This window comes from Arthrobacter sp. ov118 (assembly GCF_900116495.1).
Lineage (GTDB): Bacteria > Actinomycetota > Actinomycetes > Actinomycetales > Micrococcaceae > Arthrobacter.
The window spans coordinates 141,939-157,407 of sequence record NZ_FPAY01000005.1 but is presented as its reverse complement, the minus strand read 5'-3'; the positions used below and the strand labels follow the sequence as shown (position 1 = coordinate 157,407).

The following is a 15,469-nucleotide window of genomic DNA, read 5'->3' as shown; positions in this document are numbered from 1 at the left end:
CACATCCCCAGCGGAACCCTGCCCTCGCGCATCTCGGGACTGGACGAGACGGGCGTGGGGCAACTGCTCACCTACGAGCGCGCCCACGGCAACAGGCTTCCAGTCATTCAAATCCTGGAAAGCCGCTTGAACGCACTGAAAGGGGGTGCGGAGCCTAGCGGCACGTCCTCGCCGGACACTCCGGAGGTAAGCCAGACCCAGCAAGGATCAAAGGTGTCACCCGCAACGTCGGGGCCGCCCATTAACCCGCCTTCACAAGGAGTGCCCACTAATCCTGCGCAGCCGCGCTGAGCTGCCGCAGCGGGCTGGGCTGACCTGCTCAGCTTTAGAGCTCCGGCAGGCCAAATGGTGCGGGTCACTGCTTCTCGTCGTTGCTAAGTTCGTAGATGGCGTGGTCCAGCAGGTCCCGCTGTATGGGGCGCAGCATGTAGGAACCGTGGAGGTAGGCCTCAGTTTCCATGGCTCCTGCATCCCCGCCCATGCTGAAGTAGTGCATCCATAAATCATCCACATCAAGGCCAGCCTCCCGGAATGCCTTGGCCGCCCCGTCCCTTTGCGCCTCGCCGTCCGAGTCAACGCTCATGGCGTCAGGTCGATTTCCGTCGTGTCTAGGATCTCCTGGGCCACCCTGCTCAGAAGGATCGCCTCTGCCCGGGCGCGGGTGATCATGACTTGCAGGGCACCCCTTTCCGTCACGTGCAGCCGTTCCATGAGCACCCCCTTCGCCTGGTCGATGACGCTTCGGCTATGCAGGGCGTCCTTGAGGACGACGCTGAGCCTTGCGGCGCGCTCCCGGGCCTGGAGGTTGGCCAGGATGAGCGCGGCCGGTCCGGCAAGCAGGGACAGAACCTCTTCGCTGCGTTCGTCGAAGGCATGCGGCTGGTCTGAATAGACCTTCATCGCGCCGAAAGGCTCGGGTTCATTGTTTCCAGTCGCGTCCGGGACCAGGAGCGGGACGCTGATGCAGGACAGCAAGCCCAGGCGGGCGCCCGCCTTGCCCCATTCCGGCCAGCGCTGATCGTCGCGAAGATCGTCCACCCGCACAGCCCGAGCACTCGCCCAGGCGGAGAGGCACGGTCCGTCGCCGAGTTCGTATTGCAGCCGGTCGGCCTCCTCCACGAGGCTGTTGGTGGACGCCGTGCTCGTGGGCCGGCCCTGGGCGTCGATGAGTGTGCCTCCGGCGCCGACGCTGCCAGCCAAGCTTTGGTGCGCTGCTTGTGCTATCTTCGCCACGGCCTGATCAACCACTGGTTCTGTGAGCAGGAGACCCGAGACCCGCGCGAAAATTTCGGGCAGTTCGTCTGCCACTTGGTGCTTCCGCGTCACAGGCTGGCCTCACATGTCATCAGGGTCGTCAGCATCCCTCTGGAGGGATGACCATCCGGCAGTTGCTTCAAATGATAATGCCACGTCCGGCAAGGGGCGCCGAGGGGTTACTGCTGCGTTTCGCCATCAGGTTGCGCCTGCTCAGGGAGCTTTGCGCCGTTCAAGATGACCATGGCTATCTGCTTCAGCTGTTGTTTGCTGGACCGTGCCATCTCTTGCAGCAGAGCGGCAGCGTCCTCACGGCTGCCCCGGGTTTGGGCCATGATGAGGCTTAGGGCAGCATCAATTACTGCCCTGGACTGCAGCGCCCCGTGCAGGCCTTCCGGATGTATTTCCAGTCTATGTACGCGAAGCGCCAGGCGGAGAATTCGGGACAGCGGCACCGCGTACGATTCCACCGCAGCAATAGTTGCTGCATCAAACGTCTCCGTGCTCCGGGCATAACAATTGAGGGCCGCCGCGGCGTTCGCCCCGGCATTTATCGGAACGGCAACAACCGATGTGATGCCGTCGCCAGTGACCGCCTCTGAGTACCGATGCCACCGTTCGGACGTTCTGAGATCCGCCACGACGACGGTGCGGCCTTCCCGCAGCGCAGTGAGGCAGGGGCCGTCGTCGAATCCGTACTGTTTTTCGTCCATCCGCTTGGCAGTGTCGCTGCTGCTGGCCACGGTGACGGGCCGTCCGTCCCGCTCCACAGAAATCGCGCACAGCATTGGTTCGGGTGCGGCGAGTTTCGAGGCAGAGAAGACCGTCAGCTCAAGGAGGAACTCGTCAAACCCAGGGCTTTCCAGCAGGAGATCTTGCAACTGTTCCATCGTCGGCGAAGGAAGTTGCCCGGACGTCAGCGGCCGACCAGTTTCAGCCATCACATGCCTCGATCCACTTGGAGCTGGATCCCCAATCCATCTTTTGGCCGGATACACCGTCCGGGAACGATCGCGGGCTCCTTGCCTCCACGGCCACGAGTAACAAACAGGCCGAACGCAATCCCGGGACTCCTGACGTGGTGGCTCCCGTACTCAGAGTGATCGCTTCGCCTCTGATTTTGAGCCTACTCTCCAAAGGCCACACAAGATACACGCCCATGCACCCGGGGGTTGACCAGCGTTCAGGTCCTGTGGAAGGAGCTCACGATCCGGGTTTGGACGCAGTCCTTGACGGCCGTGGCCGTCTCTTTTGGGCGGGCCGGCTTTTGGGCGGTGGTCTCGTGCGGCACGACGGAACCGCATCGCTGCGCGCGCCTCCGGTGTTTCCGCGGCGTAAAGTGCACTGCCGGAGGTCCACGGCTTCTGATTCCCAACTTCTCACAGGCCCCGTTTTCCTTGACATGCGGGTCCCTGCATCCGCATGGGGGGTAATCTGGCAGTCCAGAAGCATTGTCCGCCCTTAAGCAGCACGTCCGGCGTTAGTGTAACGCGGGGGTGCTTGCCGAAGTGAGTAGGTTGTAGTGGTCGCTGAGGCCCGTCACAAGGTGCGCGAGGACATCGCTGCCCAACTCCAGGAGTTGGTGCTGGAAAGTGTCGATGTCGGACATTTCCTCGATGTTCTGGCGGAGTTTTCCTGCGCATTCTTCTCAGTTCCAGACAGCGAAGTACGCTGCGCCTTTACTGTCCTGCGGAGGAAGAAGGCGGCCACCGTGGCCAGCAGTGACGCCCAGGCCCGGGTACTTGATGAGATTCAGCTTAAGTTCGGAGAGGGCCCCTGTCTTGCGGCCATGAAGGACATGTCCACCGTCTATGTCGCCGACGTCGCTTCTGAATCCCGATGGGCGAATTACATGCGGGCCGTGGCTGGACAAGGAGTTGGTTCGATCCTTGCGGTCCCGCTGGAACTGGAGGGCGAGACCCGCGCGGCGCTGAATATATTTGCACCCCAGCCGCACAGATTTTCGGCCGCAGATATTGCCGGTGGCTTGGAGTTTGCCGCCCAAGCCTCCAGGAGCCTTCGTCTGGCCTTGCGGATAGCCCATTTGACTGAGGCCAGGAACGACCTGGCTGCGGCGATGCAGTCACGCACGCCAATCGACATCGCCACAGGCGTCATCATGGCCCAGAACAGGTGCACACAGGATTCTGCCCTGAGGATTTTAAAGAATGCCTCGAGCCTGAGGAACCTCAAACTGCGGGACGTCGCCGCGGCTATTGTTGCATCCGTCAGTGGCGATGCCGTTCTCGCCGCCCACTTCGACGAGTAAATGACCCGCTTCCGGTCCGCGCAGGGGCGGACGGGCGGCTTCGCGCCACCGGACTTCCGCGAAGCTTAGAGGGCCAGCGGGTAGTCGGAGCTCAAAATCCCGCGGTAATGGCCGTTCTAAGGCTCCGCGCCGCCGATGATTTCCCGGGAGAGTTGGTGCAGCGGTTCGTGCCGCTCTCGTGAAGTCATGATGAGGGTGGCGAGGGCCAGATCACGGTCGAGGCGGAAGCGTTCCATGAGGATGCCGGTAGCTGTTCTCACCGCGTCACGGTCTCCCAGTGCCCGGATGAGCCCATCACTGAGGCGCTGCGCCGAGTCACGAGCCAGGGCGTTGGCAAGCATCAGGGCAGCTGGGTGGGCAAGTAGCTCGATCATGCGGACGGCCCTGGCATCGAACCGGGCAGGGGTAGGGGAGTAAACCTTCAGCGCCCCGATCGCGCTGTCGCGGGTTGAGAGCGGGGAGCTGATCACTGATCGCAATGGCAGATGGGCGATAGCCTGGGTCCAAGCGGGCCAGCGCGTTTCCGTGCGGGTGTCCTCGACATTCACAGTTGCCTGCTGGGCCCAGGCGGTGAGGCAGGGCCCCTGTCCGAGGTCGTACTGCAGTTGATCCGCGTCCAGCACCACCGGATCGGTTGATGCCGTACTTGTACGTCGGCCCCGGGTATCCATCAGACTGACGCCGGCCCCGGCGGTTCCCGGGACCGCTTCTACAAGGGCTTGGGCAAGGGCATGGACGGCCTCGTCGACGGTGTCGTGAGTCAGCAGCAAGTCGGCGAGCCGGGCGGTGAGGGCGGCGAGCTCATCCGCGAGGGGCAGGTCGGCGTCCATCACTGGTTCCGGTTGGGAGTGACGGCCGTACCGCGGGACGGCCGTCCCAGCAACAGGGTCCCTGGTCCGGCGAGGGTGGCTGGTGAGGCGGACACGGGTGCGATCCTCTCTTAGCTGCGCGGTGGCCGCCCCGTGGGGAGTAAGCCGTGCTGGACGGGTGCCCGGTTGGCGGCGGCTATGATGTTGCGATCACTCTACAGTCGAAGGGCCGGAGGCCCCGGGTTAGCCATCGGGCTGGGGCTGCGCGGTCAGGCGCATAGAGCAAGTTTGCCCGCTCTCGGGCGGGTGCGAATCTCCACCACAATTATATTCAACGTGGACCGCCCACGGCGAGAGGTCAGTCGACTCTCTAATGGATGGTGGCTGCCCCGGTGCCTGGCCGGCAGGAAGAGTCGGGGCAGGTTCCTGCCGACCCGAAACGCAGTTCCAGGCGAACGAATCCGCTCAGCTTCTGCCGGCGGAGGGGAGCGGCATCCTGTCATCCGGGCGTCAGGGACCTACCGGACCTTCTGCGGAATCTGGGTCTTGGCCCCGCCCGGTCCCTATTATCTTCCGGAGGTGTTCCTCGCACCTGCCGGGGCCGTTGGTAAGTTCTGCCGTTAAAGCACAAGACCCAATGCCGGACCAGGACGTGATGTTGTCCATGAGGCAGCCCCAGATCGCCCCTATTTGGGTCGCTGGCCTTGCAGTGGACTCCGGGCCTTCTGTCGGGCGCGGGAACTGTCTAGGCTGTGACCACCAGAGCCAGGTCGGTTTCGGCCTCACATGACGGACAGGGAGTGCTGTAAATGCTTTCACTTTGGCTGGACCGTCCCCGGACCCTCACATCGGACACCTTCGACCTCAACGCTGAATACGACACGGTCGTGGTTGGAGCTGGCATTACGGGTCTGGCGACAGCGCTGTTGCTGGCCAGGGCGGGAATGAAGGTGGCCGTCCTGGAAGCCAGAACCCTGGGAGCAGGAACCACCGGGAACACCACCGCGAAGCTGACCATGCTGCAGGGAACGATCCTGTCCGGGCTGCGCCGGCAGTACTCGCAGAAGATCGTCAACGCCTATGTGGAGGCCAACAGGGAGGGACAGGCTTGGCTGCTGCGTCACCTGGAGGAAAGGGCGGTGCCCTTCCAGCGCCGTGACGCCTACACGTTCGCCATGACTGCCGGGGGAGAAGAGCAGGTAAAAGCCGAACTGGCCGTCAGCCGGGCTGCCGGCCTGGACGTGGAGGAAGCCAGCGACTCCGGTCTGCCGTTCAGTACCCGCCGCGCCATTCGCCTGGCCGGTCAGGCGCAATTTAACCCGATGGACGTACTGGACAGTCTGAGCGCAGACTTCCGCGCCCACGGAGGTGCGCTCATCGAAGGAGTGCGGGTCCGGGACGTTACCGGTGGAAACCGGCCCGCCGTTGTTACCGGCGCTGGGACAATCCGTGCTGACCGGGTGGTGCTGGCCACTGGAATCCCGATCCTGGACCGGGGCCTGTATTTCGCGAAACTGAAGGCCTCGCAGTCTTACGTGGCGGCCCTAAAAATTCCTGCCTCGACCAGTATTCCCTCGGGGATGTATCTCTCGGCTGAATCCCCCGGCCGTTCCCTGCGCACCTATCCAACTGAGCAGGGGGAACTGTTGTTGGTCGGAGGCAACGGACACCAAGTCGGCCGGGAAGCCTCACCCCAGGCCCGCCTGAATGAACTGCTGAACTGGGCACGCCACCACTTCCCGGGCGCCGAGCCGACCCACACCTGGTCGGGGGAAGACTACCAGGCCACCAACCTGATGCCCTTCTTCGGCAAAATGCCCCGCGGCGGCGGGAAAATCTTCTTCGCCACCGGCTACAACAAATGGGGCATGAGCAACAGCATCGCCGCGGCTCTGGCGATCAGCGCCGGAATCCTGGGCGGACAGCTCCGCTGGGCTGAGACCATCCACCGCAGGATAACCTCGCCCGCCGGCGCGGCCGCAGCCGTGGCCCTGAATGCCGACGTCGCCAAAACCCTTGCCGAAAACTGGGCCAAGGTAACAGCGGCCAAACCCGTCACCGGGGACACAGTCCCGGGGGAGGGCACCGGCACCGTCCTTCGGCAGGGCCGCAAACCCGTGGCCGTGTCCACAGTGGATGGGACAACCTGCCGCGTGTCGGCGGTCTGCACACATCTGGGCGGGATCGTCAGCTGGAACGACGCAGAAAGAACGTGGGACTGCCCGTTGCACGGCTCCCGCTTCGCGGCCACAGGCGAGGTCCTGCAGGGCCCAAGTACGCAAAATCTGCCTCACGTCGAATGACCATCGTGAACTTTCCGCCCCCAAGGGGGATCTGATCCCTGCCTGACGGACTGACCCAGTTGTTTCAGCACTCTGGTTGCGCTCGTGGGCTATGCTCCTGGACCGGGTAGCTGGTTCGGTCGAACATCGACGACGGGTCGGTGATGAATGGTCCGGAGGCCATCAGGCTGACTCAGATGCAGCTACTTTGTCGCAGTATCTCGGTCGCCCTTCCCTAGAGCCGGCATCCGGGGGTGCTAGTGCGCGCCTCCTTCGTAGACTGTTGTCACGAACGGCGGACGGGGAAGTGGGTACAGCTATGAGCGCAGGAGACACAGTAGGGGCATCCAAACGCCTCCGGCAGGATGCGCGCCAGCTCGCCGATGTGATCACGCGCCTGGACAGCCCGTCGAGCAGTTACTCTCTCTTGGGCGACCTTCTCGACGCGCAACGTTCCATCGAGCAGGCATTGCGTGAGCTTGCTGAGTGGCATCGTCGAACCATCCCAGGCGTCCACTTCGCCGAACACCACGACGAAAGCGCCGCCGGCGTCACGACCGTGGTCGAACAGCTGGACCTTGCCGGCCAGCAGGCTGAAGGGCTGCACGAGACGCTCAGCAGGGCGTACGGGGGAAGCAGCGTTGTGCGCTGGTTCGACGAAGAGCAAGAGTCGGCGGACCCTCCGACTCTTCCTTGAACGGGCTGCTCGCCGGCTGCTCTTACGCGTCGAAGTGGGTCTGGATGCTGCCGCCGGACAACTGTTCGATCAGTTCGCTGGCCACGTCACGCAGTTTGCGGTTGCGGTTACTGGAGACCTTGATGAGGATTTCCATGGCTTCCGGCTGCGAGCACTTGTTCTGCGCCATGATTACCCCGCACGCCAGGTTGATGGCAGTCCGGCTCTGCAGGGCCGCCTCCAGATCCTCCGCCCGGTTCTGTGCAGTGTCGATGCGGACCGAGAGATGCAGCGTGTTGTGGGCCGCGGCGGCAAAGCCCACGGCCTTGTCGTAGACATTCGGGGTGAAGGCACCGGGCCTGGACGCAAAGAAGTTCAATGCTGCACTGGCGTCGCCGCTGATCTCCAGGGGCACCCCTAATGAGCTATATACGCCCGCTTCCGCGAATTTCCGGTTCAACTCCGGCCACCGCAAATCCGATGAGACGTCGTCGATCACCACCGGGGACATCTGCCGGAGCGCTGTTATGCAGGGGCCGTCGCCGATGGCCTGCTCCATCTGATCCAACTCCACGGCGCGTTTACTGCTGGCTGCGGCAGTAGTGGGCCTGCGCCTCGCTTTGATGGTGACCGCACATTCGACGTTATCGTCGGCAACTTCAGAAACCGCGGCCGCGGCGAGCTTCGAGAGGCCGGAAAGAAACTCAGATGCATTCTCTGCGCCCACCAGAATGTTCTGGAGCTGGTCTGCGGTTTCGTTTTCCGTTGAACTGGACATCGAACCATCTTACTGTTCTTCCTGTCTTGACAGCCGTGGAAGCCCGACGAGCCTAAAGAGCCAGGTATATCGGCGCTGTACCGACTCCTGCGCCCGGCTCAGGTCAAATGGTCGAAGTCTCCTCGCGCCCAAGCAGCGTGCCGCTGGGCGGAATCGTGCAAGACGGCCTTGGCTTCGGACGCGATGACATTGTTGAAGTTGCCGTAAATCCGGTCGAACTTGAGCTCTCCCAGTTGCTCGGCGATTCGCAACGCCACCGCACCGGATAGCGGCAAATGATTCGGGTAGCTGCGCATGAAAGCGATGGAGCGACGGTCTGGATTCGGATACACGCTGTCACCGGTCAGCAGAACTCCATCGCCGCCCGCTCCTGCAGCCCAGTGGACCACCGCGCTGCCGGGGAAATGCCCGCCGGTCTGGTGCAGTGTCAACCCTTCGGCGATAGTCTGACTGCCGGACCAGTAGCCGATGACCCGATCATTGCGCCCCAGCCATCGTCGGTCTGCGTCCGCGACAAGCACAGGGACACCACCGAGCCGATGCGACCATTCGACCTGCACACCAAACATGTGTGGATGGCTAGCGGCGATCGCGAGGACCGGACCTTGCTCGAGAATTGCCTTCACAGCGTTGTCATCGACGTATCCGACCGGATCCCACAACAGTGAACCCTCGGGTGTCGTCACTAGCTGAGCGGTCTGGCCGATCCCGACTTTTGGCTCCGTCTTGATCCCGATCAGCCCCGGCTCGTTCTCCTTCAACAATGTCTGCTGGCCCGCCCGCGCCAGATTTTCTAACGTGAGCCACTTTTGTCCGTCCTCGGGCACATACTGCCGCTCATCGGCACAGATCGGGCAGACCCCCGGGGTAGGTTCCTCGCGTTCGACGGCGCAGGTTGCGCAGATCAGCATGGTTGGTCCCTTCTACGCGGCTTATGTCCTGCTGTCCCGCCTGCTTCACCTCCGGCCGCAGGCTGGAGTGCCCACACTATGGCACGTGAAAGTGTCCTAGGAAGAGAGATCCTAGCGGCTGTCTATTGGGTTGGCGGGCCGGCGCCCTTCGACGTCCGCGAAGGGCGTCGGTGTTCATTGGATCTCTTTCACCCGCATTGGGTGAAGACAGCCCGCACTCGAAGCGTTAGTTTGGCGAACATGCGACTGACCAGCCTATATCGCCCATGGGTGCCGGGTTGCCCGGAATGAGCGGGCCTGCCGCGTCGCCGCCCACTTTCGATCCGGTCGTCGTGATTCGTTCCAGGCCGTACATCGCTGCGCTCGTGCTGGCAGCGGTCTTGGGCGTTCCCATCTCGATCATTGCATACGGCTTTCTCGCTTTGGTCTCGGCGGTCCAGCAGTTCGTCTTCGTCAATCTGCCGAATCAAGTCCTCGGGGGTCCTGCTCCTGCCTGGTGGCCGGTTCCGTGGTTGGTGCTGTGTGGCCTGTTGACGGCCTTGACCATCCGGTATCTGCCGGGAACCGGGGGCCACTCACCGGCTTTCGGCTTCAAGACGGGCGGCGGTCCGCCCAGCGGCCGGGAGCTCGTGGGCATCGTTCTCGCGGCGCTTACCACGCTCAGCCTGGGTGCGGTGCTCGGGCCCGAGGGGCCGCTGATCGCGATCGGTGGCGGCCTCGGGGCGTTGGCGGTGCACCTGGCGAAGAAGGACGCTCCGCCGATGGCCCTGACCATCATGGCGTCGGCTGGCAGCTTCGCAGCGATCAGTACCCTGCTCGGGTCTCCCGTGCTCGGTGCATTCCTGATCATGGAGGCCGCCGGGATCGGGGGAATGACGCTGAGCCTGATGGCACTGCCTGGACTGCTCGCATCCGGTGTCGGGGCGCTGGTGTTCGTTGGTCTGGATGGCTGGACCGGGCTGGGCAGCTTCTCGCTGGCGCTGCCCGTCGTGCCGCCTGCGGTGCCGCCGACGCTGGCGACGCTGGGCTGGGCGGTGATCATGGGTGCGGTCGGCGCGCTGCTGGGATGGTTGATCCGCTGGGTCGGCCTGTCGCTTCGTCCGGTGGTCCATCTGAACCGGGTGTTGGTAACGTCTGCGCTCGGCCTGCTGATCGGGCTTGCCGCGATGGCCTACCAGTTGATCTCTGGGCACAGCTTCACGCAGGTTTTGTTCTCGGGGCAGGACGCCCTTCCCGAGCTGGTCGAAAACGCCGCGGACTACTCCCTTGCGGTGCTCCTCCTGCTGATCGCCTGCAAAGCCATGGCCTACGGGCTTTCGCTGAGCGCATTTCGTGGTGGGCCGGTGTTCCCGTCGATGTTCATCGGTGCGGCGCTCGGTATTGTTGCGAGTGGGTTGCCCGGAATGAACCTCGCGGCAGGGCTCGGCATGGGCATCGGAGCCATGTGCGCAGCGATGCTGCGGCTGCCGTTGACGTCGACGCTGCTGGCCACGCTGCTGCTGGGAGTGGATGGCGTGGCCGTAACGCCCCAGGTCGTGGTGGCTGTGGCGGTGGCCTTCGTAATCACCAATGTGCTCCCGGTCCCGGGCCCGGCGGGCCCGACGGCGTCCGTGGCACCTGACGCTGCCGGCAGCGTCCAACATCGGGCTGCCCCGAGGGCCGACCATGCAACTGAGAGTTCGAGCGAGGGCGGTTCGACCCTACGGGGCCGGTGGACCGCCTGGCTGTTCATCATCGGCTCGAGTCTGTTCGCCTTGGGGGCGGTGCCGTTATACGCCGAGGCGGTGGGATTGCGCTTGTGTGCAGTCACATTCTTCGTCGGTTCGCTGTTCTTCACCTGTGCGGCGTTCCTGCAGTACCGGGAAGCCGTTGACGCGCTCCCGGCCGTGCGTGCCACGCGGCGCCATCCGTTTTGGGTGTGGGCGCCGCGGAATCTCGGCTGGCTCGCTTGCGCGGTTCAACTCGCCGGCACGCTGTGGTTCAACTGGAGCACGGGGAACGCACTGCGGGTCAATCTCAATGCGGAGCTGACCGAGCAGCGGGTGTGGCGACCCGACGCCCTGGGCTCGGTCGCCTTCCTCGTTGCAAGCGCTGTGGCGTTGCGGGACGCCGGTCGCGGCGCCGTTGCCGGCCGGCCCAGGCCTCGGATGTGGAAGATCGGCGTGATCAACCTGGCCGGCTCTGTTGCGTTCGGCATCTCGGCTGTCGCGGCCTTTGTCATACCGTCGAGCGGCGAGGTCTGGAACGCCGGGCTGTCCAGTCTCGGCACACTCGCGGGAGCCCTGTGCTTCCTCACCGGCGCGGTTCTGATGCTGAGTCCAGAATCAACCGACGCCTCGGTTCCTGCGGTCCGGGGAACCCCTCCGTAACCCCTTTTCACCATCTCTGAAGGAGAAGTGATGTCACTAAATTACCAGCCGACGGATGCCGACGCGGCGCTTTTCGGCAACCGGTTCGTCACCCAAGAGGTTCCGAGCCGGGAGTTCCCGGAGACCGGCATTCCTGCCCAGGACGCCTTGCGGCTGGTCTCGGAGGACCTGGCGCTGGAGGGTGATCCGGCCCGGAACCTGGCGACCTTCGTCACGACATGGATGGAGCCGCAGGCCCAGCAGATCATCGCCGCGAACCTGCACCGCAATTTCATCGACCACGCCGAATATCCCCGCACGGCCGAAATCGAGCAGCGCTGCATCCGGATGCTCGCCGACCTTTTCCACGCGCCCGGTGAGACGACGGGAGCCCGAACCCAGGGATCGTCCGAGGCGATCATGCTCGGCGGTCTGTCCCTGAAGTGGAACTGGCGCAAGCGTCGCGAGGCCGCCGGCGCGTCGACGTCGAACCCGAACCTGGTTTTCGGCGGCGACGTGCATGTCGTGTGGGAGAAGTTCTGCCGCTACTTCGACGTCGAGCCGCGGATCGTGCCACTGCAGCCGGGGAAGTACACGATCGGCCCGGACGACGTGCAGGCCCATGTCGATGAGAACACCATCGGTGTCGCAGCTGTGCTTGGTACGACGTTCACCGGGCACAAGGACGATATTGTCGGCATCAACGACCTGCTGCTGCGGATCAAGCGTGAGCGAGGCCTTGACGTGCCGGTGCACGTGGACGGGGCCAGTGGGGGATTCGTCTGGCCCTTCCTCTACCCGGACTCGAAGTGGGACTTCCGGCTTGAGCAAGTCCGCTCGATCAATGTCTCCGGGCACAAGTTCGGACTGGTCTACCCCGGCATCGGCTGGCTGATCTTCCGGGAGAAGGCCGACCTGGCGAAGGACCTCGTCTTCGAGGAGAATTACCTCGGCAAGACCGACTCGACCTTCACCCTGAACTTCTCCACCGGTTCGGCGATGGTTCTTGCCCAGTACTACAACTTCGTGCGCTATGGTCGCGCCGGTTACACGTACATCATGCAGAACATGCAGGCCAACGCCCGCGTCCTCGCCGAGAAGCTGGACGCCATGGGCCGGTTTGAGATCATCGGCTCCGGCGAGGAGCAACTTCCCCTGGTTGCGTTCCGGCTCGCCGCGGACACCGGGTACGACGAGTTCGACATTGCCTGGCAGCTCGCGGCCGAGCGCGGCTGGATGGTGCCGGCATACACCCTCCCGCCGAACGCCCAGGATGTGACGATCATGCGGGCCCTGGTCAAGGAAACGCTGAGCCGCGAGCACGTCGACACGCTCGCCCGAGACATCGAAGAGGCGTGCTCCACGCTGGCGAAAAAGGGAGGCGCGCACGAATCCGAACGCAACAAGATCGTCACCGGCCCCGGGCATTGACCCGGTGCAACGGTGACACGACGCCGGATCGTCTTGGTCGAGAACGGACCATCATGGAGGTGCCTTAGGGAAAGTCGAGCTTGGGCCAACACGCGTGTAACGGCCGAGTAACGGCGTCTAGGCAGAATGGGCGTGGCTGCCAACCCATGCTGCCCATGCCGGGCAGGGGATCGGCAAGCAGCCGAACTAAGAATTGTTCCAATTTCAGGAGAACCGAGTCACCGGTATCCGGCAGGCTCACGTGCTGCCCACCGGATGGTTCCCTGCTTTAGAAAGGGAGGCCGGCGATGGCTGGCGAGAACACCCCCCAAGACGCTAGCCATGCGAAGGCAAGGTACGAAGTCATCGTCCGCGCAGGGGCTGCGGAAAGGATGGACATGCGCCAAGTGGCGGATATGGACCTGGACCGCGTGCCCGACCCCGAGGGAGGGGTGCGGCTATTGGTCGACATGGATGAGGCAGCCCGCCTCGTCGAAAGTGGACTCGAGGTCACCCTCGTCCAGGCCGCGCCCGCAGGCCCCCTGGACCCCTCGCTAATCATGGACGACGACGCCGCGCAGGCCTGGCTCGATGAACGCCTTGGCGGCACGGAACAAGGAGGGCAGAACTGATGTACCGTACAGTTTCCCAACTCGACGCCGCCGGGAGCGCCCTCGCCGCGGTCCATCCCCAGCTCTGCACACAATTCTCGTTGCCCGAGTCGTCGGTTCAAGGCCGGCCGGTCCACGCGTTGCGGCTCCACGCTGGCGGCGGGAACAACCGCCGGGGCGTGCTGCTGGTTGGCGGGACCCACGCGCGTGAGCTGATGAACCCGGACCTGCTCATCGAACTGGCCGTTGACCTCGTGGCCAGCTACCTCACAGGTAACGACGTGGTTCTCGGTGGCCGCATCTGGCCGGCTGCCGATATCAAACTGATCCTGGAGACCCTCGACGTGTACCTGTTGCCCTGCGTGAACCCGGACGGGCGCCACTATGTGATGACCGTCGACAACCTGTGGCGCAAGAACCGGCGGGACAACCCGGGCACCGCCTGCGACGGGGTGGACCTGAACCGCAATGCGGACCTTCTCTGGGGCGTCACCGAAGGGCAGACCTCCTGCGACCCGTGCTCGGAGGTCTACTGCGGGCCTTCCGTCTTCTCGGAGCCCGAGACCCGCAATGTCCAGTATCTGTTCGATTCCCACGGTATCGACTGCTTCGCTGATGTGCATTCCTATTCCGAACTCGTACTTCATCCCTGGGGACATGCACCAACCCAAGAGACGGATCCAACGAAGCGGTTCACCACCCTGCCGACGACTGCCTGCCAGCCGATCACGGACCCAAGCTACGCCGAGTACATAACGCCGCAGGACCTGATGCGCTTTGAAGGCGTCGGGGACCGGATTGTCCAGGCCATTGCCGACGTGCGCGGCCGGAAATACACCCGGGAATTCGGGCTCGGGTTGTATCCCACCACGGGGACGCTGAGCGACTACGCCTACGCGCGGCACATTGCCGACGTCGGGCAGCACAAGACCTACGGCTTCACCCTCGAGACCGGTCCGTGGCAGGGCAGCGTGGCCGAATCCTTCCACCCTGCCAATCCTGAACCGGTCAAGCGGGAGGTGGAGTCGGGGCTGCTGGCGCTGCTCCAGCAGTCCATCTGTGCCATCGAGCTGATTGGCTGGAAGCTGCTCGACCGTGACACGGAAGTTCGTGCGTTGCGCCGGGTCAGGGACGAACTCGGCGGCACCGAGGAAGGACGAGGCTGGATCGCGCTATTTGAGCAGCTCCAGGCGCCGCTGGTCAGCCTCGTGCTGGAGGACCCCCAGCTGGCCGGGCGCGCCGCGCGCCTTGTAACCGCTGCCGGGGCGCAGCTTGCCAGCGAAGGTGCCATCCTGGCGCCGGAGACCGCATATGAAGCTCTTCAGTTCGTGGACGCCCTAGCCGAGCACGGTCGGGCGGAGCTGCGGCCCGACCTGCAAGTCGTGCGGGAGCGGTTGGGTGCTTTTGCCGGGCTTTCCACCGCAGAGATTGTGCACGAGCTCATGGAGCGTGGACCGGTAGACGCCTCCGTCCCAGGGCGGCCAGCACTCTAAACGATACGGGGTAGCGGGGGTTTTGGGCTGGAGCCTCCTTCAACACCGAGTTGATCGGACTGTACTGGTCCATCGGGACAACGATTCTTGAACGTCAGCCGTCGACGGCCACACCCGCCGGGAGCAGGGGGATGCGGAAGACCTGGCCGGGGAAGATCAGGTTCGGGTTGCTGATGCGGTCCCGGTTGGCCTGGAAAATATCGTCAATCGTGGTGTTCTCGCCCTGCTCCCGGGCGATCTCGGCAAGGCTGTCACCGCTGATAACTTCGTAGAGTCTGAAGCCTTCGAGCGCGGTGAATACGGTGACCGGGACGACGTTGAGGTCTGATCCCGGCGGATGTATTCCGGATGCGTCCTCGCCGAAAACTTGAAGCGTTAAGTGCGCCGCCCGGGCGGAATAGCCCCCGAGCGAAACCTGATGGCCGAAGTCGCGGATCACCCCCATGCCGCCGGCGCCCTGGATGTTGCCGGCGGCGACGGTTTGTCCGCCGGTGTCCAGCATGCGCCAAAGAACCGCAGCCTCGAACCCGGTGCCGAACCCGGCAATGGTGAAGTCCCGGCCAATCACGTCGTTCGGTTTGGGCTGGCGGACTTCGATGAGTCGCGGCGTCATGGCGTGCCTCCCGGT

Annotated in this window: 14 protein-coding genes; 7 read left to right on the top strand and 7 right to left on the bottom strand. The window is 64.0% G+C overall.

The window, feature by feature from the left end:
- Window positions 1–355: 355 nt before the first annotated feature.
- From BM372_RS11705 to BM372_RS11695, 3 genes are all read right to left on the bottom strand, one after another.
- The gene (locus tag BM372_RS11705) at window positions 356–583 is read right to left on the bottom strand and encodes a hypothetical protein (protein WP_090955396.1); all 228 of its coding nucleotides are present in this window, start codon (window positions 581–583) and stop codon (window positions 356–358) included.
- Window positions 580–1,308, bottom strand: a complete 729-nt coding sequence (locus BM372_RS11700) for a GAF and ANTAR domain-containing protein (protein WP_177235978.1) — start codon at window positions 1,306–1,308, stop codon at window positions 580–582. Before BM372_RS11700 ends, BM372_RS11705 begins: the two co-directional genes overlap by 4 nt.
- Window positions 1,309–1,433: 125 nt before the next feature.
- Window positions 1,434–2,195 carry a GAF and ANTAR domain-containing protein gene (locus tag BM372_RS11695; RefSeq protein WP_090955392.1) on the bottom strand — a complete coding sequence of 254 codons (762 nt, stop codon included), beginning with the start codon at window positions 2,193–2,195 and terminating at the stop codon, window positions 1,434–1,436.
- Between the two features lie 581 nt (window positions 2,196–2,776).
- Between BM372_RS11695 and BM372_RS11690 the strand changes: the two genes are divergently transcribed.
- Entirely contained in the window at window positions 2,777–3,523 is a 747-nt protein-coding gene (locus BM372_RS11690; RefSeq protein WP_256214213.1) for a GAF and ANTAR domain-containing protein, read from the top strand.
- Between the two features lie 116 nt (window positions 3,524–3,639).
- On the opposite strand, the gene BM372_RS11685 is transcribed toward BM372_RS11690, so the two are convergent.
- Window positions 3,640–4,353, bottom strand: coding sequence for a GAF and ANTAR domain-containing protein (locus BM372_RS11685; protein ID WP_090955390.1), 714 nt, complete (start codon window positions 4,351–4,353; stop codon window positions 3,640–3,642).
- A gap of 788 nt (window positions 4,354–5,141) precedes the next feature.
- Here BM372_RS11685 and BM372_RS11680 point away from each other — a divergent pair.
- Both BM372_RS11680 and BM372_RS11675 read left to right on the top strand, forming a co-directional pair.
- Complete coding sequence (locus BM372_RS11680; RefSeq protein ID WP_090955388.1) at window positions 5,142–6,635, top strand: FAD-dependent oxidoreductase; 1,494 nt, start codon at window positions 5,142–5,144, stop codon at window positions 6,633–6,635.
- A 298-nt stretch (window positions 6,636–6,933) separates the two neighbouring features.
- Entirely contained in the window at window positions 6,934–7,311 is a 378-nt protein-coding gene (locus BM372_RS11675) for a hypothetical protein (protein ID WP_090955386.1), read from the top strand.
- 22 nt (window positions 7,312–7,333) lie between these two features.
- Here the strand turns inward: BM372_RS11675 and BM372_RS11670 are convergent, their stop codons facing one another.
- Both BM372_RS11670 and BM372_RS11665 read right to left on the bottom strand, forming a co-directional pair.
- Window positions 7,334–8,068, bottom strand: a complete 735-nt coding sequence (locus tag BM372_RS11670) for a GAF and ANTAR domain-containing protein (RefSeq protein ID WP_090955384.1) — start codon at window positions 8,066–8,068, stop codon at window positions 7,334–7,336.
- A gap of 98 nt (window positions 8,069–8,166) precedes the next feature.
- On the bottom strand, window positions 8,167–8,979 hold the full coding sequence (locus BM372_RS11665; RefSeq protein WP_090955382.1) for an MBL fold metallo-hydrolase: 813 nt from the start codon (window positions 8,977–8,979) through the stop codon (window positions 8,167–8,169).
- 287 nt (window positions 8,980–9,266) lie between these two features.
- Here BM372_RS11665 and BM372_RS20855 point away from each other — a divergent pair, with 287 nt between their 5' ends.
- The 4 genes from BM372_RS20855 (at window position 9,267) to BM372_RS11640 (ending at window position 14,841) form a co-directional block, all read left to right on the top strand.
- On the top strand, window positions 9,267–11,348 hold the full coding sequence (locus tag BM372_RS20855; protein WP_218160873.1) for a chloride channel protein: 2,082 nt from the start codon (window positions 9,267–9,269) through the stop codon (window positions 11,346–11,348).
- Window positions 11,349–11,378: 30 nt separating this feature from the next.
- Window positions 11,379–12,758, top strand: coding sequence for a glutamate decarboxylase (locus tag BM372_RS11650; protein WP_090955380.1), 1,380 nt, complete (start codon window positions 11,379–11,381; stop codon window positions 12,756–12,758).
- Window positions 12,759–13,135: 377 nt separating this feature from the next.
- Entirely contained in the window at window positions 13,136–13,369 is a 234-nt protein-coding gene (locus BM372_RS11645; protein WP_143111469.1) for a hypothetical protein, read from the top strand.
- A complete protein-coding gene (locus tag BM372_RS11640; RefSeq protein ID WP_090955375.1) occupies window positions 13,369–14,841 on the top strand; it encodes a M14 family zinc carboxypeptidase in 1,473 nt (490 codons plus the stop codon). Before BM372_RS11645 ends, BM372_RS11640 begins: the two co-directional genes overlap by 1 nt.
- A gap of 94 nt (window positions 14,842–14,935) precedes the next feature.
- Here BM372_RS11640 and BM372_RS11635 read toward each other — a convergent pair whose 3' ends face one another.
- Window positions 14,936–15,454 carry a LysM peptidoglycan-binding domain-containing protein gene (locus BM372_RS11635; RefSeq protein WP_090955373.1) on the bottom strand — a complete coding sequence of 173 codons (519 nt, stop codon included), beginning with the start codon at window positions 15,452–15,454 and terminating at the stop codon, window positions 14,936–14,938.
- Window positions 15,455–15,469 lie beyond the last annotated feature (15 nt).

What these genes read in the sequence shown, in the direction of transcription:
- BM372_RS11705 (WP_090955396.1), bottom strand. Translation starts at nt 583, where the DNA reads ATGAGCGTTGACTCGGACGGCGAGGCGCAAAGGGACGGGGCGGCCAAG.
- BM372_RS11695 (WP_090955392.1), bottom strand. Translation starts at nt 2,195, where the DNA reads ATGGCTGAAACTGGTCGGCCGCTGACGTCCGGGCAACTTCCTTCGCCG.
- BM372_RS11685 (WP_090955390.1), bottom strand. Translation starts at nt 4,353, where the DNA reads ATGGACGCCGACCTGCCCCTCGCGGATGAGCTCGCCGCCCTCACCGCC.
- BM372_RS11680 (WP_090955388.1), top strand. Translation starts at nt 5,142, where the DNA reads ATGCTTTCACTTTGGCTGGACCGTCCCCGGACCCTCACATCGGACACC.
- BM372_RS11675 (WP_090955386.1), top strand. Translation starts at nt 6,934, where the DNA reads ATGAGCGCAGGAGACACAGTAGGGGCATCCAAACGCCTCCGGCAGGAT.
- BM372_RS11670 (WP_090955384.1), bottom strand. Translation starts at nt 8,068, where the DNA reads ATGTCCAGTTCAACGGAAAACGAAACCGCAGACCAGCTCCAGAACATT.
- BM372_RS11665 (WP_090955382.1), bottom strand. Translation starts at nt 8,979, where the DNA reads ATGCTGATCTGCGCAACCTGCGCCGTCGAACGCGAGGAACCTACCCCG.
- BM372_RS20855 (WP_218160873.1), top strand. Translation starts at nt 9,267, where the DNA reads ATGAGCGGGCCTGCCGCGTCGCCGCCCACTTTCGATCCGGTCGTCGTG.
- BM372_RS11650 (WP_090955380.1), top strand. Translation starts at nt 11,379, where the DNA reads ATGTCACTAAATTACCAGCCGACGGATGCCGACGCGGCGCTTTTCGGC.
- BM372_RS11645 (WP_143111469.1), top strand. Translation starts at nt 13,136, where the DNA reads ATGCGCCAAGTGGCGGATATGGACCTGGACCGCGTGCCCGACCCCGAG.
- BM372_RS11640 (WP_090955375.1), top strand. Translation starts at nt 13,369, where the DNA reads ATGTACCGTACAGTTTCCCAACTCGACGCCGCCGGGAGCGCCCTCGCC.
- BM372_RS11635 (WP_090955373.1), bottom strand. Translation starts at nt 15,454, where the DNA reads ATGACGCCGCGACTCATCGAAGTCCGCCAGCCCAAACCGAACGACGTG.